Origin of the sequence: Micromonospora sp. NPDC049047 (assembly GCF_040649135.1) — a bacterium.
Taxonomy (GTDB): domain Bacteria; phylum Actinomycetota; class Actinomycetes; order Mycobacteriales; family Micromonosporaceae; genus Micromonospora.
Window position 1 is genome coordinate 93,145 of record NZ_JBEZEY010000023.1, and the last position, 20,682, is coordinate 113,826.

Here is a 20,682-nt window from a genome sequence, read left to right on the forward strand (position 1 = left end):
ACGCGCCGATGCCACTACAACAATGAACGAGCACGATCTCGGGGCAAGGACCCGGTCAGCTCCGCAGGGCCAGGTGGGTGGCGATCGCGGTGGCGAGACGGTCGGGGGCCCCGTCGGCGTACCCGATGAACAGCGACGGCTCGGTCAGCTCCAGCTCGACCAGGACCGGCGCGCCGTCCGGGCCGGGAATCAGGTCGACCCGGGCGTAGAGCAGCTGCCGTGTGCCGCCGGGCACCACGGCGAGGGTCTGCTCGGCCACCGCCAACTGCGCCGGCCGGGCGGTCCGGGTGGCGATCTCCTCGGCCTTGTAGAGCCCGTCCGGGCCGAGGTCCGGACCGGTCAGCATCGGGCCCTTGCGGATCGCGTGGCTGAAGGCGAGCCCGTCGGGGCCGGCCAGGAAGAGCAGCGCCGTCTCGCCCTCGGTGTCGACGGCCCGCAGGTACGGCTGGACCATTGTCACCCGGCCGGCGGCGGAGAGCCGACGGACGTGTGCGACGGCCAGGTCCCGGTGCTCCGGGTCGGCCAGGTCGTACCGGCCGGTGTCCTGACTGCCGGCGCTCACCGCGGGCTTGAGCACGTACTCGCCGGTCTCGGCGGGTGGCTGCCAGCGCTCCCCCGGCTCGACCCACGACGTCGGCACGGTCGGCACCCCTGCCGCGTTCAGCTCGGCGAGGTAGCGCTTGTCGGTGTTCCACCGAACCACGTCGGCCGGGTTGACAAGCGCCGGCACGGTTGCCGCCCAGGCGACGAACTCGTCGCGGCGCAGCGCGTAGTCCCAGGGGGAACGGAGCACTACCAGGTCGAAGTCGGACCAGTCGACGTCGGGGTCGTCCCAGACCGCTGTCGCGACGGAGATGCCGCGGGCCCGCAGCGGAGCGAGGACCAGCCGGTCGTCCGGATCGAGGTCGACGAGGTCGGCACAGGTGACGAGAGCGACCCGGGGTTTCCCCCGGGTCGACTGGTGGTTGGTGGTCAATTCAGGTGGCTGTTCAGCGGGCCATGGTGCGGCGCGCCATGGACCGCCACAGGTCGTTGCTCGGGCGCATCTGGTCCATCAGCTCCCGCTCCCAGGCGTTCTCGACTGCGACTCCCGCCTGGGCGCAGGCCTCCCGCGCCGTGACGGTGTCGTCGGCGAACTGGTCGCCCCACTCGCCGTCGGAACCCACCAGGACGATTCGCGCGCCACGCTTGCCGACGTACTCGATGACCGCCTTCGCGCCGCCGTGACCGGCGGCGAACGCCTGAAGGCCCGCGACCAGGCCGCGGGGGGCCTGCTCGTCGGCGGTCTGCTCGGCCGTCAGCGTCGTATCGGAACCATCTGCCATGACGCGAAGCCTAAGCAGACCCGCACCCTCCCGGGCGAGAACCATGAACCTTTTGTGATGCCAATTACCTACAGGTTTAGGAATCAGCACAGGCTCAGTGACCAAATATATCCGGACTTTTGCCTACAAAAGCAGCGGACAAATCGGTCTGCGGCCCAGGGAGTTGAGCCGATCAGACTCATGCTGAAAGTTACTCTGATGTGACATCAAAGCCGGACAACTCATCAATGTTCGTGATTATTCAGAGGATCGCCGACCGGTTCCGCCGCAGCGGGGCGGAGACGGGTCAGATCAGCGCGTCGAGCGCGACAGCGGCGAACACGATCGTCAGGTACGTCGTGGACCAGTGGAACAGCCGCATCGGCTTGACCGCCTCGCCCCGCGTCGCGCGCCGGCAGAGCCGGTGCGCCTCGACCACGAAGATGGCACCCACCACCAGGGTCGGCACCCCGTAGATCGCGCTGAGCCCCAACGGCCAGACGGCCAGGGAGGTGAGCACGGTGAGCCACGCGAAGATCAGGATCTCGGCGTTCACCCGGCGGACCGACGCCACCACCGGCAGCATCGGGATCCCGGCGCGGGCGTAGTCGTCCTTGTACTTCATGGCGAGCGGGTAGAAGTGCGGCATCTGCCAGAAGAAGACCACAGCGAAGAGCCCCCACGCGGCCGGCGCCAGTGAGCCGGTCACCGCCGCCCATCCGATCAGCACCGGGGCCGCCCCGCAGGCGCCACCCCAGAAGGTGTTGGTCGGCGTGGACCGCTTGAGCCACAGCGTGTAGACGACGTCGTAGTAGACGATCGCGGCAAGCGTCAGCCCGGCGGCGAGCAGGTTGGTGAACGCCGCCATCAGGGCGACCGACACCGCCGCCAGCACCAGACCGAAGACCAACGCGCTCCGCGGCGACACCGTGTGCGCCGGCAGCGGCCGACGCTTGGTACGCCGCATCAACTGGTCGATGTCCCGGTCGATGTAGCAGTTCAGCACGCTTGCCGCGCCCGCGGCGAGGGAGCCACCGATCAGCACGACGGCCATCAACCACAGCGACGGGAGCCCGCCGTCGGCGAGCATCATCGCCGGGATGGTGGTGACCAGCAGGAGTTCGACGATCCGCGGCTTGGTGAGCGCCACGTACGCCGCGAGGACCGCGCGTACGTCCCGCCGGGCCACCGGACCCTCGGCCGCCCGGGCCGGGTGCTGCCCGGCCGGGTTGCTCGCGGGGCGCTCGGTGATCATGCTCACGGATTGCCACCTTCCGGCATCGGGCACGGGGAGATCGGATCGGTCGGGACCATCGCGGGCCCGCACACCGACCCACACACTACGCGTTGTCGTTTTGGCTGCCCGGCCGACCCGACAACGGTGCGGGCCGTCACACCACCGGGTTCGGACCACGCATCCGGAACGTCACCTCGCGCACACCTTGCGGAGATCCCCGGGCGCGCGTTTAGGCACGCTCGATAAGGTCATCGTTGAGGGTTCCGCCCATCTGCCGAGGAGCACAACCATCGTGGCTGCCAAACGACCCGAGCACTCCGCACTGAACTGGTCCGACCTCGATCGCCGGGCCGTCGATACCGTCCGCGTGCTGGCCATGGACGCCGTAGAGAAATCCGGTAACGGCCACCCGGGCACCGCGATGAGCCTCGCGCCCGCGGCGTACCTCCTCTTCAACCGCGTCATGCGGCACAACCCGGCCGACCCGAACTGGCCCGGCCGGGACCGGTTCGTGCTCTCCGCCGGGCACTCCAGCCTGACGCTCTACATCCAGCTCTTCCTGTCCGGTTACCCGCTGAGCCTGGACGACCTCAAGTCGCTGCGGCAGTGGGGTTCGCAGACCCCGGGTCACCCCGAGCACGGCCACACCCCGGGCGTGGAGACCACCACCGGCCCGCTCGGGCAGGGCCTGGGCAACGCGGTGGGCATGGCCATGGCGGCCCGCCGCGAGCGCGGCCTGTTCGACCCCGAGGCCGAGCCGGGCGCGTCGGTCTTCGACCACGACATCTGGTGCATCGTCTCCGACGGCGACATCGAGGAGGGCATCAGCCACGAGGCCAGCGCCCTCGCCGGGCACCAGCAGCTGGGCAACCTCACGGTGATCTACGACGACAACGAGATCTCCATCGAGGACGACACCCGGATCGCCAAGAGCGAGGACGTGGCGGCCCGCTACGAGGCGTACGGCTGGCACGTGCAGACCGTCGACTGGCGCAGCGGCGACGCCGACCAGGGTGACTACCACGAGGACGCCGAGGCGCTGTACGCGGCGCTGGTGGCCGCCCGGGCGGAGACCGCCCGCCCCTCCTTCATCGCGCTGCGCACCATCATCGGCTGGCCCGCCCCCAACAAGCAGAACACCGGCAAGATCCACGGCTCGGCGCTCGGCGCCGACGAGGTGAAGGCCACCAAGCAGATCCTCGGCTTCGACCCGGAGCAGACCTTCCAGGTCGACGAGGAGGTGCTCAGCCACGCCCGCACGGTGATGGGCCGCGGCGACGCCGCTGAGCAGGAGTGGACCACCTCGTTCGACGCCTGGAAGAAGGCCAACCCGGAGCGCACCGCGCTCTACGAACGGCTGGCCGGCCGGGTGCTGCCGGACGGCTGGACCGACGCGCTGCCGGTCTTCCCCGCCGACGCCAAGGGCGTGGCCACCCGGGCCGCGTCCGGCAAGGTGCTGGAGGCGCTCGCGCCGGTGCTGCCGGAGCTGTGGGGTGGCTCGGCCGACCTGGCGGAGAGCAACAACACCACGATGAAGGGCGAGCCGTCGTTCATCCCGGCCACCCACGCCACCAAGGACTTCCCCGGCCACGAGTACGGCCGCACGCTGCACTTCGGCATCCGTGAGCACGCCATGGGCGCGATCCTCAACGGCATCGCCCTGCACGGCGGCACCCGCCCGTACGGCGGCACGTTCCTGGTGTTCAGCGACTACATGCGCCCGTCCGTGCGGCTGGCCGCGTTGATGAAGCTGCCGGTGACCTACGTCTGGACGCACGACTCGATCGGCCTGGGCGAGGACGGCCCGACCCACCAGCCGGTGGAGCACCTGACCGCGCTGCGCGCCATCCCGGGCCTGGACGTGGTCCGCCCGGCCGACGCCAACGAGACGGCCTGGGCCTGGCGGCAGGCGCTGGAGCACACCGACCGGCCCACCGCGCTGGCGCTGAGCCGTCAGCCGCTGCCGACCCTGGACCGCGACGTCCTGGGCAACGCGGACGGGGTGGCCAAGGGCGGGTACGTGTTGGCCGAGGCGTCCAACGGCAAGCCGCAGGTGATCATCGTCGGCACCGGCTCCGAGGTGCAGCTCTGCCTGACCGCCCGGGAGCGGCTGGAGGCCGACGGCACCCCGACCCGGGTCGTCTCGATGCCCTGCCAGGAGTGGTTCTACGAGCAGGATGAGGCGTACCGGGAGTCGGTGCTCCCACGCGGGGTAAAGGCACGGGTGAGCGTGGAAGCGGGCATCGCGATGTCCTGGCGCGGAATCGTCGGTGACCTGGGCGAGAGCGTCAGCCTGGAGCACTACGGGGCGAGCGCCCCGCACACCGTGCTCTTCGAGCAGTTCGGGTTCACCCCCGACCGGATCGTGGCGGCGGCGCACGCCTCGCTGGCTCGGGTGGGCGACATCACCGGTTTCACGACCGGCAACTGAGGGAGCGTGGACGGCATGACGGACAAGTTGAATGAGCTCACCGCCGCAGGTGTGGCGGTCTGGCTCGACGATCTTTCCCGGGTACGACTGAGCTCCGGCGGGCTGGACCAGCTGCGCCGCGAGAAGCACGTGGCCGGTGTCACCACCAACCCGACGATCTTCGCGAAGGCGTTGAGCGACGCCGACGAGTACAACTGGCAGCTGCGCGACCTCGCCATCCGTGGCGTGGACGTGGAAGAGGCCGTCCGGATGCTCACCACGTACGACGTACGGTGGGCCTGCGACGTGATGCGCCCGTCGTACGACGGCAGCGCCGGCGTGGACGGCCGGGTCTCGATCGAGGTGGACCCGCGCAGCGCACACGACGCGGACAAGACGGTCGCCGAGGCCAAGGCGCTGTGGTGGCTCGTCGACCGGCCCAACCTCTTCATCAAGATCCCGGCCACCGAGGAGGGCCTGTCGGCTATCACCGACACTCTCGCCGAGGGGATCAGCGTCAACGTGACGCTGATCTTCGGCCTGGACCGCTACTCGGCGGTGATGGAGGCGTTCCTCGCCGGCCTGGAGCAGGCCAAGGCGAACGGCCACGACCTGTCGAAGATCGGCTCGGTCGCGTCGTTCTTCGTCTCCCGGGTCGACTCCGAGGTCGACAAGAGGTTGGAGAAGGTCGGCTCCGAGCAGGCCAAGGCACTGAAGGGCAAGGCCGCAGTGGCCAACGCCCAGCTGGCGTACGAGCGCTACACCGAGGTCTTCTCCTCGGACCGCTGGAAGGCCCTCGAGGCCGCCGGCGCGCACCCGCAGCGGCCGCTGTGGGCGTCCACCTCGACGAAGAACCCGGACTACCGCGACGTCATCTACGTCGAGGAGCTGATCGCCCCCGGTACGGTCAACACCATGCCGGAGTCGGTCATCCACGCGTACGCCGACCACGGCGAGACGCGCGGCGGCGACACCGTCACCGGCGCCTACGACGCGGCCCGGAAGGTCTTCGCGGACCTGGAGTCGGTCGGGGTGGACATGGCCGACGTGATCGCCACCCTGGAGCGCGAGGGTGTGGAGAAGTTCGAGGCCAGCTGGCAGGAGCTGCTCGACGGCGTCCGTAAGTCGCTGGAGGCGGCGGCCAAGGGCAAGGGTGCCCCGAACAAGGCCGCCAAGGGCAACGCGAAGGCCGCCGACAAGGCCGGTGGCGCATGAGCGACCTTCTCGCAGGGCCGGTGGAGGCAGCCGCCGGGCTCGCCGTGTACGGCGCGGACGCGGTCGACAAGTCCGCGCCCGCCTCGACCCGGGAGGCGCTCGTCAAGGCCGGCGTCCCGGGCAAGCTGGCGGGCAAGGACCCGAGCCTGTGGGGTCCGGACGCCGAAGCCGAGGCGAAGATCCGGCTCGGCTGGGTCGACACCCACCGACGCAGCCGGGAGTTGCTCGTGCAGCTCGCCGAGCTGACCGCGGAGCTGGCCGACCTGGACCACGTGGTACTCGCCGGCATGGGTGGTTCGTCCCTCGCGCCCGAGGTGATCACCCGGACCCTGGGTCGCCCGCTGACCGTGCTCGACACCACCGACCCGGGCCAGGTCCGGGCGGCGCTCGGCGACCGGCTGGAGCGCACTGTGGTGGTGGTGGCCAGCAAGTCCGGGTCGACGGTGGAGACCGACAGTCACCGCCGCGCCTACTGGCAGGCGTTCCTGGACGCCGGGATGACCGAGGCGGAGGCCGGCCGGCACTTCGTCATCGTCACCGACCCGGGTTCGCCGCTGGAGACCACAGCGACCGAGATGGGCGCGTTCACAGTGCTCGCCGACCCGAACGTCGGCGGCCGTTACTCCGCGCTCACCGCGTTCGGCCTGGTGCCCTCGGCGCTGGCCGGGGTCGAGGTCGCCGAACTGCTCGACCAGGCCGACGCGCTTGCCGCGTCGCTCGGCGCGGACCGGGACAATCCGGCGCTGGCGCTGGGTGCCGCCCTGGGTGCCGCGGCCACGCTGGCCCGGGACAAGGTCGCCCTGGTCTCCGACGGCACCGGCATCGACGGTCTCGGCGACTGGGCCGAGCAACTCATCGCCGAGTCGACGGGCAAGGCCGGGGTGGGCATCCTCCCGGTCGTCGTGGAGTCCCCGCAGAGCCCCGGCGCCACCGGTGCGGACGTGCTGACGGTCAGCTACGGCGGCTCGCTCACCCCCGGCGACGTGCCGGGTGGCGGCGGCACCCCGGACGTGGCCGTCAACGGCCCGCTGGGCGCGCACTTCCTCGCCTGGGAGTACGCGACAGCGGTGGCCGGCGTGGTGCTCGGCATCGACCCGTTCAACCAGCCGAACGTCACCGAGTCCAAGGAGAACACCAACAAGATCCTGGCCTCGGGGCTGCCGGCGGAGTCGCCGTCGTTCACCGAGGGCGCGATCGAGGTGTACGCCCCGCAGGGCGCTCCCGGTGACCTGGCCGGGGTGCTGCGCTGGCTGCTCGACGGGCTGGGCGACGACGGTTACCTCGCGGTGATGGCGTACCTCGACCGGTTCGCCGACGCCGACACCGCCAAACTGCGGCCGCTGCTGGCGCAGGCGGGCGGTCGGCCGGTCACGTTCGGTTGGGGGCCACGGTTCCTGCACTCCACCGGCCAGTACCACAAGGGCGGCCCGCAGGTGGGCAGCTACCTCCAGGTGACCGGCGCGGTCGCCGAGGACCTGGCGGTGCCGGGCAAGCCGTACACCTTCGGTGAGTTGCAGGCGGCGCAGGCCGCCGGGGACCGGCAGGCGCTCGCCGAACGGGACCGCCCGGTGCTGCGGCTGCATCTGACCGACCGTGCCGCCGGTGTCGCCCAACTGCTCGACGCCGCCGGTGACCTGCCGGCGTAAGGATGGACGACGTGACTGAAGCGGAGCGAGGAGGCGGCATGAACCCGCTGCGCGACCCGCAGGACCGCCGGTTGCCCCGGATCCCGGAGCCGTGTGCTCTGGTGATCTTCGGGGTGACCGGCGACCTGGCCCGCAAGAAGCTGCTCCCTGCGGTCTACGACCTGGCCAACCGAGGGCTGCTGCCGCCCGGTTTCGTGGTGCTCGGTTTCGCACGCCGCGACTGGGGTGACGGCGACTTCGAGACACTGGCCTGCGAGGCCGCCCGCAAGCACGCTCGTACCCCCTGGCGGGACGAGGTGTGGGCCCGACTGGCCGGCAACATCAAGTTCGTCGGCGGGTCGTTCGACGACGACGCCGCCTTCGACCAGCTCGCCTCGACGCTCGACGACCTGCGCCAGACCCATGGCATCACCGGCAACGCGGCGTTCTACTTCTCCATCCCGCCTGCCGCGTTCCCGGTCGTGCTCAAGCAACTGGCCCGCACCGGGATGGCCGACAACGAGAAGTCCGGCGGGTGGCGCCGGGTCGTGGTGGAGAAGCCGTTCGGCAACGACCTGCCCTCGGCGAAGGCACTCAACGACCTCGTCGACGACGTCTTCACCCGTGAGGACGTCTTCCGGATCGACCACTACCTGGGCAAGGAGACCGTTCAGAACATCCTCGCCCTGCGGTTCGCCAACAACCTGTTCGAGCCGCTGTGGAACTCCAAGTACGTCGACTCGGTGCAGATCACCATGGCCGAGGATGTCGGCATCGGCACCCGCGCCGGTTTCTACGACACCGTCGGCACCGCCCGCGACGTGCTGCAGAACCACCTCCTGCAACTTCTCGCCCTGGTGGCGATGGAGGAGCCGACGAGCTTCGACGCCGACGAGATCCGGGCCGAGAAGCTGAAGGTGCTCAAGGCGATCACCCTGCCGAAGGACGTGGCCCGGGACACCGTGCGCGGCCAGTACCTGCCCGGTTGGGTGGGCGGCGAGCGCGCGGTCGGCTACCTGGAGGAGCGGGACGTCCCCACCGACTCCACCACGGAGACGTACGTGGCGGTGCGGCTGGGCATCCAGAACCGCCGGTGGGCGGAGGTGCCGTTCTACATCCGGGCCGGTAAGCGGCTGCCCCGGCGGGTCACCGAGGTCGCCATCATGTTCAAGAAGGCGCCGCACCTGCCGTTCAACGACGCCGACATGGAGTCGCTGGGCAACAACCAGCTGGTCATCCGGGTGCAGCCGGACGAGGGTGTGGTGCTGAAGTTCGGCTCGAAGGTGCCGGGCACCACGATGGAGGTCCGCGACATCGCGATGGACTTCCAGTACGGCGAGGCGTTCACCGAGTCCAGCCCCGAGGCGTACGAGCGGCTGGTGCTCGACGTGCTGATCGGCGACCGCACCCTGTTCCCGGACGCGGCAGAGGTCGAGCAGAGCTGGCAGGTGATCGACCCGCTGGAGCACGCCTGGGCGGGCACCAAGCCGGAGCCGTACCGAGCCGGCGAGTGGGGGCCGCGCGCCGCCGACGAGATGCTCGCCCGCGAGGGTCGCGCCTGGCGACGAGCGTGAACGAGCGCAGCGAGCGAACCAGCAGGCGCGGCAGGACGCAGAGCAGGAGGCTCCAGTGATCGGGCTGTGGGACACCACCGGCAACGAGGTGGTCAAGGCGCTCGCCGCCGAGCGGCGCAGCGCGGGTGGCGTGGCCAGCGGCATGGCGCTGACTCTCATCGTGGTGGTGGACGAGAAGCGGGTCCGGGAGGCGGAGGCGGCGGCGACGATCGCCGCCGCCGCCCACCCGTGCCGGCTGGTGGTGGTGGTTCGCTCCGAGATCGAGCGGGACCGCAACCGGTTGGACGCGGAGATCGTGGTCGGCGGCCGGCTCGGCCCGTGCGAGGCGGTGGTCACCCGGATGTACGGTCGGCTGGCCCTGCACGCCGAGTCGGTGGTCATGCCGCTGCTGGTTCCGGACGTGCCGGTGGTCACCTGGTGGCACGGCGAGCCGCCGGCGGAGATCGCCACCGACTTCCTCGGCGTGGTCGCCGACCGCAGGATCACCGACTCGGCGCAGGCCGCCGATCCGGTGGAGGCGCTGCGGCAGCGGGCCCGGGACTACGCCCCGGGCGACACGGACCTGGCCTGGACCCGGATCACCCCGTGGCGGACCCTTGTCGCCGGGGCGTTCGACACGGCCAGCGAGCGGGTCGTCGAGGCGACAGTTGTCGCGCCGCCCACCGATCCGACGGCGTCGCTGATGGTCGGTTGGCTGTCCAGCCGGCTCGGCATCACCCCGCAGCGGGTGGACTCCGACGAGTTTCCCCGGATGCGGGAGGTGCGGTTGAGCTGCGCCAACGGCGACCAGCTGACGTTGACCCGCGAGGACAGCATGGCGGTGTTCCGGCGTACCGGCCAGGACGACCGGACCCTGCCGCTGGTCCGCCGCCCACTCGGTGACGAGTTGGCCGAGGAGTTGCGGCGGCTGGACGCCGACCAGGTGTACGCGGAGGCGCTTGGTGCGACGGTCGGGCTGCGGGGGCTGGAGCAGCGTCCCGCGCAGCGGGTGCACGTGTGGAAGGATCCGGCCACCGCGCGCCGCGCCGAGGCGGGGGTCACCGCGCACGCCGGCACCAGCGGCGAGAGCTGACGCCCTGCCGGGGCACCATGTCGGGGTAGGGACCGGTGCGGACCGGCCCTCCCCGGAACACACCATCTCGGGCACTTCGCTCCGGGCACGACGCGACAGCGACCGCCCAGCGGTCGGGAAACGAAGGCCATCTGATGACTGAGGCGAGTGTCGCCGTGCACGCCGACGCCGACCTGCTGGCGCAGGCCGTGGCGGCCCGGTTGCTGGTGAAGCTGCTCGACGCCCAGGCCGACCGGGGCGAAGCCTCGGTGGTGCTCACCGGTGGCCGGGTCGCCGCGGCCGTGTACCGGGCGGTGGCGACGCTGCCCGCCCGCGACGCGGTGGACTGGTCCCGGGTCGACGTGTGGTGGGGCGACGAGCGGTTCCTGCCCGCCGGTGATCCGGACCGCAACGAGACCCAGGCCCGGGCCGCCCTGCTGGACGTGGTGCCGCTGAACCCGGCCCGGGTGCACCCGATGCCGGCCTCTGACGGCCCGGCCGGCAACGACCCCGAGGCGGCGGCTGCCGCGTACGCGGACGAGTTGGCCCGCGCCGCCCGGCCTGGGCACGCCACGCTGCCGCACTTCGACGTGCTGATGCTCGGCGTCGGCGAGGACGGGCACATCGCCTCGGTCTTCCCCGAGCACCCGGTGCACTACGACACCCGGCCGTGCAGCGCGGTGCGGGGCAGCCCCAAGCCGCCGTCGGTGCGGACCACGCTCACTCTGCCGACGATCAACACCGCCGACGAGGTCTGGCTGGTGGCCGCCGGCGCCGACAAGGCCCACGCGGTGGGCATGGCGTTGGCCGGTGCCGGGCCGGTGCAGTTGCCGGCCGCCGGGGTGCACGGGGTGAGCCGCACCCGCTGGCTGCTGGACCGGGCCGCCGCAGCCGACGTTCCCGCGCGCCTCCGCAGCCTGCGCTGAGCTGACAGCAGGGGCCCCTCGTCGAGGGGCCCCTGCTGTCACTCGCCGCGACGGCGGCGCAGCGCTGCGAGCGCCTCGGCCAGCAGGGCCTCGCCCTCCTCGGCGGTGCGCCGCTCCTTCACGTACGCCAGGTGGCTCTTGTACGGTTCGGCGCGGGTCCGGCCGGGCGGGTTCTGGGCGTCCCGGCCGGCCGGCAGGCCGCACCGGGGGCAGTCCCACCGGGGCGGCGCCTCGGCGTCCGCGGCGATCCGGATGTCGACCCGGTGCCCGTTGCGGCACCAGTAGGTGACGTCCTGTCGGGGGGCGGGTTGGTGTCGCTCGTCGGGGCGCATGGGCGCGGAACCGACTCGGGCGCCGCGAATGACGTTGCCACTGGGCACGGCTGCTCGCTCCTGTCGTCGGAGGGGACCCGCCATCATTCAGGGGTGAACGGCGGGCGACGCGGTGCAGCGGAGAAAAGCCTGCGCGCGGCCCGTCGAGTGACGGACCGCGCGCAGATTGTACGACTTGACGAGCCTGCTCAGGTGCCGCTGTTGGGCTGCAGGCGCAGCCAGAGCCCGAGCCCGACGATCGCGGCGAACCAGACGACGCTTACCAGGACCGTGTAACGGTCCAGGTTTTTCTCTGCCACGGAGGAGCCGGCGAGGCTAGAGCTGACGCCACCGCCGAACATGCTCGACAGACCGCCGCCCTTGCCGCGGTGCAGCAGGATAAGCATGGTGAGCAGAATGCTCGTGACGATCAGCAACACGATCAACGTGTATGCGAACCAGATCGGCATGGCTGGGGTCAGTCCTCTCGTAGCGATCCTCGCCCGGTCTGATCGGGCACTGCGGCACCGACCGGCGGACGGGCGGTGTCAAGGATACCGAGCGATCAGCGGGCGATGTGCTCCGGGAACCGGCAGATCTGAGCGAATTCCTCCGCGTCCAGACTGGCACCCCCCACCAGGCCCCCGTCCACGTCCGGCTGGGCCATGATCGAGGCGACGTTCGACGCCTTGACCGAGCCGCCGTAGAGCACCCGGACCTGGTCGGCGGTCTCCTGGCCGAAGCGTTCCACAAGCCGCTGCCGGACCGACCCGCAGACCTCCTGGGCGTCCTCCGGCGTCGCGGTCTTGCCCGTGCCGATCGCCCAGACCGGCTCGTACGCGACAACCACCTGCCGCACCTGCTCGGGGGTGAGCCCGGCGAGGCCACCGTCGAGCTGGTCGGCGCAGTGCGCCACGTGGGTGCCCTGCTCGCGGACGTCAAGCCCCTCCCCCACGCACAGGATCGGAGTCAGGCCGTGCGTCAGCGCCGCCTTCACCTTGGCGTTGACGACCGAATCGTCCTCGTGGTGGTAGGCCCGCCGCTCGGAGTGCCCGACGACCACGTACGTGCAGCCGAGCTTGGCCAGCATCGGACCGGAGATCTCCCCGGTGTACGCGCCGGACGCGTGCGCGGACAGGTCCTGCCCGCCGTAGCCGATGAGCAGCTTGTCCCCGTCGACGGCGGTCTGCACCGTACGCAGGTCGGTGAAGGGCGGCAGCACCACCGTCTCGACCTCGGTGAGCTGCTTTTCGGTGAGGCTCGCCGCCAGCTTCTGCACGAGCAGGTTGGCCTCGAGGTGGTTGAGGTTCATCTTCCAGTTGCCGGCCATCAACGGCCGACGGGTGGTGCTCGCCATGTTCAGTTCTCCAGGGCCGCGATGCCGGGGAGGGTCTTGCCCTCGAGGTATTCCAGGGAGGCGCCGCCGCCCGTGGAGATGTGCCCGAAGGACGACTCGTCCAGCCCCAGGGCACGGACCGCCGCCGCCGAGTCACCGCCACCGACGACGCTGAACGCGTCGGCCTTGGTGATCGCCTCGGCGATCCCCCGGGTGCCGGCCGCGAACGCCGGCATCTCGAACACGCCCATCGGCCCATTCCAGAAGATCGTCTTCGCCGGGGACAGCGCGGCGCTGAAGCCGGCCACCGTCTCCGGGCCGATGTCCAGGCCGAGCCGGTGGCTCGGGATGCCGTCGACGCGGACCGTGTCGTGCGCGGCGTCCGGGGCGAAAGCGTCCGCGACCACCACGTCGACCGGGAGCAGGATCTTGCCGTTGGCCCGCTCCAGCAGGTTGCGGCAGGTCTCGACCATGTCCTTCTCCAGCAGCGAGGTGCCCACCTCCAGGCCCTGGGCCTTGAGGAAGGTGAAGCACATCCCGCCGCCGATGAGCAGCCGGTCGACAGTGGGCAGCAGTGCCTCGATCACAGCGAGCTTGTCGGAGACCTTCGACCCGCCGAGCACCACCACGTACGGCCGCTCGGGGTCGCTTGTCAGCGTGGAGAGCACCTCGACCTCACGCAGCACCAGGCGGCCCGCGACGTGCGGCAGCCGGGCCGGCACGTCGAAGACGCTGGCGTGCTTGCGGTGCACGGCACCGAACGCGTCGTCCACGTACGCGTCGCCGAACGCGGCGAGCTGGTCGGCGAACGCGCCCCGCTCGGCCTCGTCCTTGCTCGTCTCCCCCGCGTTGAAACGCAGGTTCTCCAGCAGGGCGACCTGGCCGTCGGCCAGGTCCGCGACGGTGGAGCGGGCCGACTCACCGACGGTGTCGGTGGCGAAGTGCACAGGCGCGCCGAGCAGCTCACCGAGCCGCCCGGCGACCGGGCTCAGGCTGAACTGCGGGTCCGGCGCGCCCTTCGGGCGGCCCAGGTGGGAGCAGACGACCACCTTCGCGCCGGCCTCGACAAGCGCGCCGAGGGTCGGCAGCACCGCGCGGATGCGCCCGTCGTCAGCGATCCTCACTCCGTCCGGAGTGCCGCCTTGCGGCGCGGAGGCGGAGTTATGATCGTCGATGGCACCGGTCTGCTTGTCGAGCGGGACGTTCAGGTCGGCGCGCACCAGCACGCGCCGACCCGACACCCCCTCGGCGAGCAGGTCGTCGAGGGTCCGGATGCTCACAGCGACGAACCGACCAGCTTGACGAGGTCGACGAGCCGGTTGGAGTAGCCCCACTCGTTGTCGTACCAGCCGACGACCTTGACCTGGTTGCCGACGACCTTGGTCAGCGGCGCGTCGAAGATGCACGACGCCGGGTCGGTGACGATGTCGGTGGAGACGATCGGGTCCTCGTTGTAGACCAGGATGCCCTTGAGCGGGCCGTCCGCGGCGGCCTTCAGCGCGGCGTTGACCTCGTCCACTGTGGTTTCGCGACCCACGTTGACGGTGAGGTCGGTGACCGAGCCGGTCGGGATCGGCACCCGCAGGGCGTACCCGTCGAGCTTGCCCTTGAGGTCCGGGAGGACCAGGCCGATCGCCTTGGCGGCGCCGGTCGAGGTCGGCACGATGTTCAGCGCGGCGGCCCGGGCGCGACGCAGGTCCGAGTGCGGCGCGTCCTGGAGGTTCTGGTCCTGGGTGTACGCGTGGATCGTCGTCATCAGACCGTGCTGGATGCCGAACGTGTCGTGCAGGACCTTCGCCATCGGGGCGAGGCAGTTGGTGGTGCACGAAGCGTTGGAGATAATGGTGTGCTTCGCCGGGTCGTAGGTGTCGTGGTTGACACCCATGACGACAGTGACGTCCTCGTTCTTCGCCGGGGCGGAGATGATGACCTTCTTGGCCCCGCCGTCGACGTGCGCCTTCGCCTTGGTGGCGTCGGTGAAGAAGCCGGTCGACTCGATGACGACGTCGGCGCCGACCTCGCCCCACGGCAGCTTCGACGGGTCCTTCTCGGCGTATGCCTTGATGGTCCTGCCACCGACGGTGATCTCGTCGGCGGTGGCCTTGACCTCGTACGGCAGGCGGCCGAGGATGCTGTCGTACTTGAGCAGGTGGGCGAGCGTGCCGTTGTCGGTCAGGTCGTTGACCGCCACGACCTCGATGTCGGCGTCGGACGCCAGCACTGCCCGGAAGAAGTTACGGCCGATTCGGCCAAAGCCGTTGATGCCAACCCGGATGGTCACAGGTCCCATCTCCTCGCGTTCTGGTCCGCCGGCTTCAGACAACGGGCCGGCGGGAATGGTGTGCGCCGACCGTTGGAGCCGGCCGTCGACGGTTCATCTCGGCCACCCCGCCGCGCGGTCTGAGGACCTGACCGCCCGAGGCGGTGGGCACGACGAGAAGTGCCGGGTGTCGGCCCCCTTGCCGTACTCAGCGACCTTATCCGAGCGTGCGAGACCACGCTGCGCCGGGTCGTGCTCCCGGGCGCACCGTGCGGCCCCACCGTCCTATCAGACCACGAGCATGTCGGGCGTGACTGCCGCTTCGGTATCCGGGATGCCGAGGTCCCGGGCGCGCTTGTCGGCCAGGGCGAGCAGCCGGCGGATCCGCCCGGCGATGGCGTCCTTGGTCAGCGGCGGGTCCGCGAGCGCACCCAACTCCTCCAGGGACGCCTGCCGGTGCTCCAGGCGCAACCGCCCGGCGTCGGTCAGGTGGTTGGGCGCCTCTTCGGCGAGGATCTCCAGCGCACGGGTGACCCGGGCGGCGGCGGCGACGGCGGCCCGCGCCGAGCGGCGCAGGTTGGCGTCGTCGAAGTTGGCGAGCCGGTTGGCGGTGGCCCGCACCTCCCGGCGTACCCGGCGCTCCTCCCAGGCCAGCACGCTCGAGTGCGCGCCGATGCGGGTGAGCAGCGCGGCGATCGCGTCGCCGTCCTTGACCACCACCCGGTCCACGCCGCGCACCTCGCGGTTCTTGGCGGTGATGCCGATACGGCGGGCCGCGCCGACAAGCGCCAACGCCGACTCCGGCCCGGGGCAGGTGATCTCCAGCGCGCTGGAGCGGCCCGGCTCGGTCAGCGAACCGTGGGCCATGAACGCGCCCCGCCAGGCGGAGACCGCGCAGCAGACGTTCGCGGCCACCACGTGCGGCGGCAGCCCCCGCACCGGGCGGCCCCGCACGTCGAGCAGGCCGGTCTGTCGGGCGAGGGCCTCGCCGTCCTTGACCACCCGCACGATGAAGTGACTGCCCTTGCGCAGGCCACCGGAGGCCAGCACGTGGATCTCGCTGGGATATCCGTAGACCTCGGCGATCTCCCGGCGTAACCGCCGGGCCACCGCCCCGGTGTCCAGTTCCGCCTCCACCACCACGCGGCCGGAGACGATGTGCAGCCCGCCGGCGAAGCGCAGCAGTGCGGCCATCTCCGCCCGCCGACAGCAGGGCTTGGGCACGTCGACCCGACTCAGCTCGTCCTTGACCGCGGCCGTCATCGCCATTGTGCGTCCCCTCACGGACCGGTTCCGGCGTGTCGCCGGAGATTACGTACGTGTCTAACGATCGGCGCCCAGGACAGGCACCAGCGCGGCGCCCAGGGCAGCTGGATCATGGCGGGGAGTGCCGTCGGTGACGGCGACGGGGGCGAGGACCAGTCGGGCACCAAGCGATTCTGCCGCACGTTCGACAGGTTCGGGGTCACCCACCGCCCTGGGGTCGGCCAGCACGAGATCCACCTTGAGCTCGGCCAGGTACCAGTGCAGGGCCGCGAGGTGGTCGGCGGCCGAGAGCCCGAGGGTCTCCTTCTCCGCGGCGAGGTTCAACGTGACAAGCCGCCGGGCCGAGGTGGACACGATCGCGTCGGCCAACTGCGGCACCAGCAGGTGCGGGAGCACGCTCGTGTACCAACTGCCCGGCCCGAAGATCAACCAGTCCGCCGCCATGATCGCCTCGATCGCCTCGGCGCAGGCCGCCGGGGCGGCGGGCGTGAGGCGTAGCGACTCGACCCGCCCGGTGGTGACGGCCACCTGGTGTTGACCACGCACGGTCCGCACCTCGTCGGGGGCGGCCGGGTCGGCGCCGCGGACCCGGGCCTCGATGCCGACCGGCTGGCGGGACATCGGCAACACCCGGCCGACCGCGCCGAGCATCGCGCCGGCGTGCTCCAGGGCGGCCACCGGGTCGCCGAGCAGCTCCATGAGGCCGCAGAGCACCAGGTTGCCCACCGCGTGCCCGGCCAGCCCGTCGGCGCGGGTGCTCGCCGGCCCGCCGGGGCCGTTCGCACCCGGGTCATCGTGGTCGGGACCGCGGCCGTGGGTCGCCGCCGGGTCCGGGTCGGCCGCGTCGAGCGGGGGTACGCCGGCCGGCACGGCGGCGAAGCGGTGCTGGAACAGCCCGGCGCTGCGTCGGGTGGCCGGGTGGTCGCCGGCCAGCGCCACCAGCGCCTGGCGCAGATCACCAGGCGGCAGACCACCCCGCTCGGCGCGGAGCCGGCCGCTGGAGCCGCCGTCGTCGCCGACGGTGACCACAGCTGTGATGTCGAGGTCGAGTTCGGGTGCGCAGTGGCGCAGCGCCCGCAACGAGGCGGAGAGCCCGTGCCCACCGCCGAACGCCACCACCCGGCGGGCCGTCATTCGCGCCCCAGATCGCGGTGCTGGGCGTTGGCCGCCAGCCCGGCGTGGCGCAGCCGGCTGGCCAACTCCTCGGCGATGGCCACGCTGCGGTGCTTGCCGCCGGTGCAGCCCACCGCGACCGTCAGGTACCGCTTGCCCTCCCGCTCGAAGCCTGTGGTGGTGGCGTTTACCAGGTCGGCGTACGAGGCGACGAAGGCGTCAGCGCCCTCCTGGCCCAGCACGTACGCGCTTACCGCCTCCTCCCGACCGGTGTGCTCGCGCAGCTCCGGCACCCAGTACGGGTTCGGCAGGAAGCGGGCGTCGAGCACGAAATCGGCGTCCGGCGGCAGGCCGTACTTGAAGCCGAACGACAGCACGGTGACCCGCAGCCGGCGGGCGTCCTCGCCGCCGAACAGCTCCTCGATGCGCCGACGGAGCTGGTTGACGTTGAGGTGGCTGGTGTCGATGATCACGTCCGCCTGGTCGCGCGCCTCCTCCAGCAGGCCACGCTCCACGGCGATGCCGTCGGCCAGCCGCCCGTCGCCCTGCAACGGGTGCGAGCGGCGAACGCTCTCGAACCGCCGGATCAACACCTCGTCGTCGGCGTCGACGAAGACCACCCGGGGCGAGAAGCCGCGCTCCTTCAGCTCCCGGATCGCCCCGGCCAGGTCGGTGGAGAAGGCCCGCGACCGCACGTCCAACACCATCGCGGTACGCCGAGCCGCGCCGCCCGCCTTGAACGCCAACTCGGCCATGTCCAGCATCAGTGCCTGCGGCAGGTTGTCGACCACGTAGTAGCCGACGTTCTCCAACGCCCGGGCGACAGTGCTGCGGCCACCCCCGGAGACGCCGGTCACCACCACCAGCGTGGTCTCCGACTCGGCCGCCACCTGCCCGTCGACGGTGAGCGGATCGTCGATCCGGTCACCGGCTGCGCGCGCCTCGCTCACCAGTACCCCCAAGCTGTGGCGCCGCGGCCCCCACGGCCGCGATTGGTCAATCTGCGACTCTATCCCGCCGTCCGGCCGAGGGCTGGCACCCGCCGCCCGGAGTATTTCGCCCTCGGCCTCGCGGGCGCTGTCGGGGTTGGCTCGTAGACTCCCCGGATGGCTTCTCCCACCGACCTGCGCACCGAGGACGCTCTGCCAGTGCTGCGCCGGGTGTTCGGCTACGACGCCTTCCGCGGTTTCCAGCAGGACGTGATCGACCACGTGGTCACCGGCGGCGACGCGCTGGTCCTGATGCCCACCGGTGGCGGCAAGTCGTTGTGCTATCAGATCCCGGCCCTGGTCCGCGATGGTGTCGCTGTCGTCGTGTCCCCGCTTATCGCGCTCATGCAGGACCAGGTTGACGCCCTCACCGCGGTCGGTGTCCGCGCCGGCTTTCTCAACTCGACCCAGACCCTTGACGCTCGACGCCGGGTCGAGGCCGCCTTCGTCGCCGGCGAGCTGGACCTGCTCTACCTCGCCCCGGAGGCACTCGGCGTCCGATCCACCCTGGCCCTGCTGGACCGGGGTCGCATCGCCCTGTTCGCGATCGACGAGGCGCACTGCGTGTCCCAGTGGGGGCACGACTTCCGCCCCGACTACCTGGCGCTGTCGATGCTGCACGAACGGTGGCCACAGGTCCCCCGGATCGCGCTGACCGCCACCGCGACCAGCGCCACCCGCACCGAGATCGCCACCCGGCTCAAGCTCGACGACGCACGGCACTTCGTGGCCAGCTTCGACCGGCCCAACATCCAGTACCGGATCGTGCCCAAGCGGAAGCCGCGCAAGCAACTGCTGGCGCTGCTGCGCGACGAGCACCCGGGCGACGCCGGGATCGTCTACTGCCTGTCCCGGGCCTCGGTCGACAAGACCGCCGACTTCCTCGTCGCCAACGGCATCGCCGCCCTGCCCTACCACGCCGGGTTGGACGCGGGCACCCGGGCCGCCAACCAGCAACGCTTCCTGCGCGAGGACGGCCTGGTCATGGTGGCCACCATCGCCTTCGGGATGGGCATCGACAAGCCCGACGTCCGGTTCGTCGCCCACCTCGACCTGCCCAAGTCCGTCGAGGGCTACTACCAGGAGACCGGCCGCGCCGGGCGCGACGGCCTGCCCTCCACTGCCTGGCTGGCGTACGGGCTGCAGGACGTCGTCCAGCAACGCAAGATGATCGAGACCTCCGACGGCGACCTCGCCCACCGCCGCAACCTCGCCGCGCACCTGGACGCGATGCTCGCCCTCTGCGAGACGGTGCGCTGCCGACGGGTCCAGTTGCTCGAATACTTCGGCGAGCCGGCGACCGCCGCCTGCGGCAACTGCGACACCTGCCTCAACCCACCGGAGTCCTGGGACGGCACCGTCGCCGCCCAGAAGCTGCTCTCCGCCGTCTACCGGCTCGACCGCGAACGCAACCAGCGGTTCGGCGCGGGGCACTGCATCGACATCCTGCTCGGCAAGCAGACCGACAAGATCAGTCAGTACGGTCACGACGCACTCACCGTCTTCGGCATCGGAGCCGAGCTGAGCGAGGCGGAGTGGCGGGGCGTGGTGCGACAACTGCTCGCCGAAGGGCTGCTCGCCGTGGAGGGTGACTACGGCACGCTCGCCCTGACCGAGGCGAGCGCCGACGTCCTGGGCCGCCGCCGCACCGTCACGATGCGCCGCGAGCCGGAGAAGCCGGCCTCCAGCCGCTCGTCGAAACCGCGCGGCGCGGCCACCGTGGTGGCCGAGCTGACCCCGGCCGCCACGTCGCTCTTCGAGCGGCTCCGGAGCTGGCGGGCGGCCACCGCCAAGGAGCAGGGCGTCCCGGCGTATGTGATCTTCCACGACGCGACGCTGCGGCAGATCGCCAGCGACGCGCCAGGAACACTTGCCGACCTGTCCCGCATCAGCGGGGTCGGCGAGAACAAACTCGCCAAGTACGGCGAGCAGATCCTGGCCGTACTCGCCAGCGACTGATCCGTGCATGCCGAAGGGCCGGTCCCCTGTGGTGGGGTCCGGCCCTTCGTCGTGTGCTCCGGTGGCTTAGCTGGCGGCGTAGCCGCGGGTGGCGATCCAGTCGGCG

Annotated in this window: 18 protein-coding genes; 7 read left to right on the forward strand and 11 right to left on the reverse strand. The window is 71.3% G+C overall.

Translation table 11 applies throughout. The features are described from left to right. Positions 1–55: 55 nt before the first annotated feature. The 3 genes from AB0B86_RS27730 to AB0B86_RS27740 form a co-directional block, all read right to left on the reverse strand. The gene (locus AB0B86_RS27730; protein WP_357420112.1) at positions 56–976 is read right to left on the reverse strand and encodes a hypothetical protein; all 921 of its coding nucleotides are present in this window, start codon (positions 974–976) and stop codon (positions 56–58) included. A 13-nt stretch (positions 977–989) separates the two neighbouring features. After that, the gene (locus AB0B86_RS27735; protein WP_357408967.1) at positions 990–1,325 is read right to left on the reverse strand and encodes a hypothetical protein; all 336 of its coding nucleotides are present in this window, start codon (positions 1,323–1,325) and stop codon (positions 990–992) included. 286 nt (positions 1,326–1,611) lie between these two features. Next, on the reverse strand, positions 1,612–2,565 hold the full coding sequence (locus tag AB0B86_RS27740) for a heme o synthase (protein WP_357408969.1): 954 nt from the start codon (positions 2,563–2,565) through the stop codon (positions 1,612–1,614). Between the two features lie 268 nt (positions 2,566–2,833). On the opposite strand from AB0B86_RS27740, the gene tkt reads away from it, so the two are divergent. The 6 genes from tkt to pgl all read left to right on the forward strand — a co-directional run bounded on the left by tkt (position 2,834) and on the right by pgl (position 11,342). After that, positions 2,834–4,972, forward strand: a complete 2,139-nt coding sequence (tkt, locus tag AB0B86_RS27745; RefSeq protein WP_357408971.1) for a transketolase — start codon at positions 2,834–2,836, stop codon at positions 4,970–4,972. Between the two features lie 15 nt (positions 4,973–4,987). After that, the gene (gene tal / locus AB0B86_RS27750) at positions 4,988–6,166 is read left to right on the forward strand and encodes a transaldolase (protein ID WP_357408973.1); all 1,179 of its coding nucleotides are present in this window, start codon (positions 4,988–4,990) and stop codon (positions 6,164–6,166) included. Beyond that, positions 6,163–7,812 (forward strand): glucose-6-phosphate isomerase, encoded by a 1,650-nt coding sequence (locus tag AB0B86_RS27755; protein WP_357420113.1) that lies wholly within the window; start codon positions 6,163–6,165, stop codon positions 7,810–7,812. Before tal ends, AB0B86_RS27755 begins: the two co-directional genes overlap by 4 nt. Before the next feature lie 38 nt (positions 7,813–7,850). Continuing rightward, positions 7,851–9,365: a glucose-6-phosphate dehydrogenase gene (gene zwf / locus AB0B86_RS27760; protein WP_357409005.1), complete on the forward strand. Its 1,515-nt coding sequence runs from the start codon at positions 7,851–7,853 to the stop codon at positions 9,363–9,365. 55 nt (positions 9,366–9,420) lie between these two features. After that, positions 9,421–10,437: a glucose-6-phosphate dehydrogenase assembly protein OpcA gene (locus AB0B86_RS27765; RefSeq protein ID WP_357408977.1), complete on the forward strand. Its 1,017-nt coding sequence runs from the start codon at positions 9,421–9,423 to the stop codon at positions 10,435–10,437. Positions 10,438–10,571: 134 nt separating this feature from the next. Next, positions 10,572–11,342, forward strand: a complete 771-nt coding sequence (gene pgl / locus AB0B86_RS27770; RefSeq protein WP_357420114.1) for a 6-phosphogluconolactonase — start codon at positions 10,572–10,574, stop codon at positions 11,340–11,342. A 38-nt stretch (positions 11,343–11,380) separates the two neighbouring features. Here pgl and AB0B86_RS27775 read toward each other — a convergent pair whose 3' ends face one another. The 8 genes from AB0B86_RS27775 to rapZ all read right to left on the reverse strand — a co-directional run bounded on the left by AB0B86_RS27775 (position 11,381) and on the right by rapZ (position 18,548). After that, complete coding sequence (locus AB0B86_RS27775) at positions 11,381–11,722, reverse strand: RNA polymerase-binding protein RbpA (protein ID WP_357408981.1); 342 nt, start codon at positions 11,720–11,722, stop codon at positions 11,381–11,383. 140 nt (positions 11,723–11,862) lie between these two features. After that, on the reverse strand, positions 11,863–12,123 hold the full coding sequence (gene secG, locus AB0B86_RS27780) for a preprotein translocase subunit SecG (protein ID WP_357408983.1): 261 nt from the start codon (positions 12,121–12,123) through the stop codon (positions 11,863–11,865). 95 nt (positions 12,124–12,218) lie between these two features. Next, on the reverse strand, positions 12,219–13,010 hold the full coding sequence (gene tpiA, locus AB0B86_RS27785; RefSeq protein ID WP_357408985.1) for a triose-phosphate isomerase: 792 nt from the start codon (positions 13,008–13,010) through the stop codon (positions 12,219–12,221). 2 nt (positions 13,011–13,012) lie between these two features. Continuing rightward, entirely contained in the window at positions 13,013–14,269 is a 1,257-nt protein-coding gene (locus tag AB0B86_RS27790) for a phosphoglycerate kinase (RefSeq protein WP_357420115.1), read from the reverse strand. Then, positions 14,266–15,270, reverse strand: a complete 1,005-nt coding sequence (gene gap / locus AB0B86_RS27795; protein WP_030337349.1) for a type I glyceraldehyde-3-phosphate dehydrogenase — start codon at positions 15,268–15,270, stop codon at positions 14,266–14,268. The genes AB0B86_RS27790 and gap overlap by 4 nt, the downstream gene beginning before the upstream one ends. A 267-nt stretch (positions 15,271–15,537) precedes the next feature. Continuing rightward, positions 15,538–16,518 carry a DNA-binding protein WhiA gene (whiA, locus tag AB0B86_RS27800; RefSeq protein WP_030491583.1) on the reverse strand — a complete coding sequence of 327 codons (981 nt, stop codon included), beginning with the start codon at positions 16,516–16,518 and terminating at the stop codon, positions 15,538–15,540. A gap of 54 nt (positions 16,519–16,572) precedes the next feature. Then, entirely contained in the window at positions 16,573–17,649 is a 1,077-nt protein-coding gene (locus AB0B86_RS27805; protein ID WP_357408990.1) for a 2-phospho-L-lactate transferase CofD family protein, read from the reverse strand. After that, entirely contained in the window at positions 17,646–18,548 is a 903-nt protein-coding gene (gene rapZ, locus AB0B86_RS27810; RefSeq protein ID WP_357409007.1) for an RNase adapter RapZ, read from the reverse strand. The genes AB0B86_RS27805 and rapZ overlap by 4 nt, the downstream gene beginning before the upstream one ends. Before the next feature lie 186 nt (positions 18,549–18,734). On the opposite strand from rapZ, the gene recQ reads away from it, so the two are divergent. Beyond that, positions 18,735–20,576: a DNA helicase RecQ gene (gene recQ / locus AB0B86_RS27815; protein WP_357420116.1), complete on the forward strand. Its 1,842-nt coding sequence runs from the start codon at positions 18,735–18,737 to the stop codon at positions 20,574–20,576. Positions 20,577–20,682: the final 106 nt, after the last annotated feature.

What these genes read in the sequence shown, in the direction of transcription:
- AB0B86_RS27735 (WP_357408967.1), bottom strand. Translation starts at nt 1,325, where the DNA reads ATGGCAGATGGTTCCGATACGACGCTGACGGCCGAGCAGACCGCCGAC.
- secG (WP_357408983.1), bottom strand. Translation starts at nt 12,123, where the DNA reads ATGCCGATCTGGTTCGCATACACGTTGATCGTGTTGCTGATCGTCACG.
- zwf (WP_357409005.1), top strand. Translation starts at nt 7,851, where the DNA reads ATGAACCCGCTGCGCGACCCGCAGGACCGCCGGTTGCCCCGGATCCCG.
- pgl (WP_357420114.1), top strand. Translation starts at nt 10,572, where the DNA reads ATGACTGAGGCGAGTGTCGCCGTGCACGCCGACGCCGACCTGCTGGCG.
- tpiA (WP_357408985.1), bottom strand. Translation starts at nt 13,010, where the DNA reads ATGGCGAGCACCACCCGTCGGCCGTTGATGGCCGGCAACTGGAAGATG.
- AB0B86_RS27755 (WP_357420113.1), top strand. Translation starts at nt 6,163, where the DNA reads ATGAGCGACCTTCTCGCAGGGCCGGTGGAGGCAGCCGCCGGGCTCGCC.
- whiA (WP_030491583.1), bottom strand. Translation starts at nt 16,518, where the DNA reads ATGGCGATGACGGCCGCGGTCAAGGACGAGCTGAGTCGGGTCGACGTG.
- recQ (WP_357420116.1), top strand. Translation starts at nt 18,735, where the DNA reads ATGGCTTCTCCCACCGACCTGCGCACCGAGGACGCTCTGCCAGTGCTG.
- AB0B86_RS27805 (WP_357408990.1), bottom strand. Translation starts at nt 17,649, where the DNA reads ATGACGGCCCGCCGGGTGGTGGCGTTCGGCGGTGGGCACGGGCTCTCC.
- tal (WP_357408973.1), top strand. Translation starts at nt 4,988, where the DNA reads ATGACGGACAAGTTGAATGAGCTCACCGCCGCAGGTGTGGCGGTCTGG.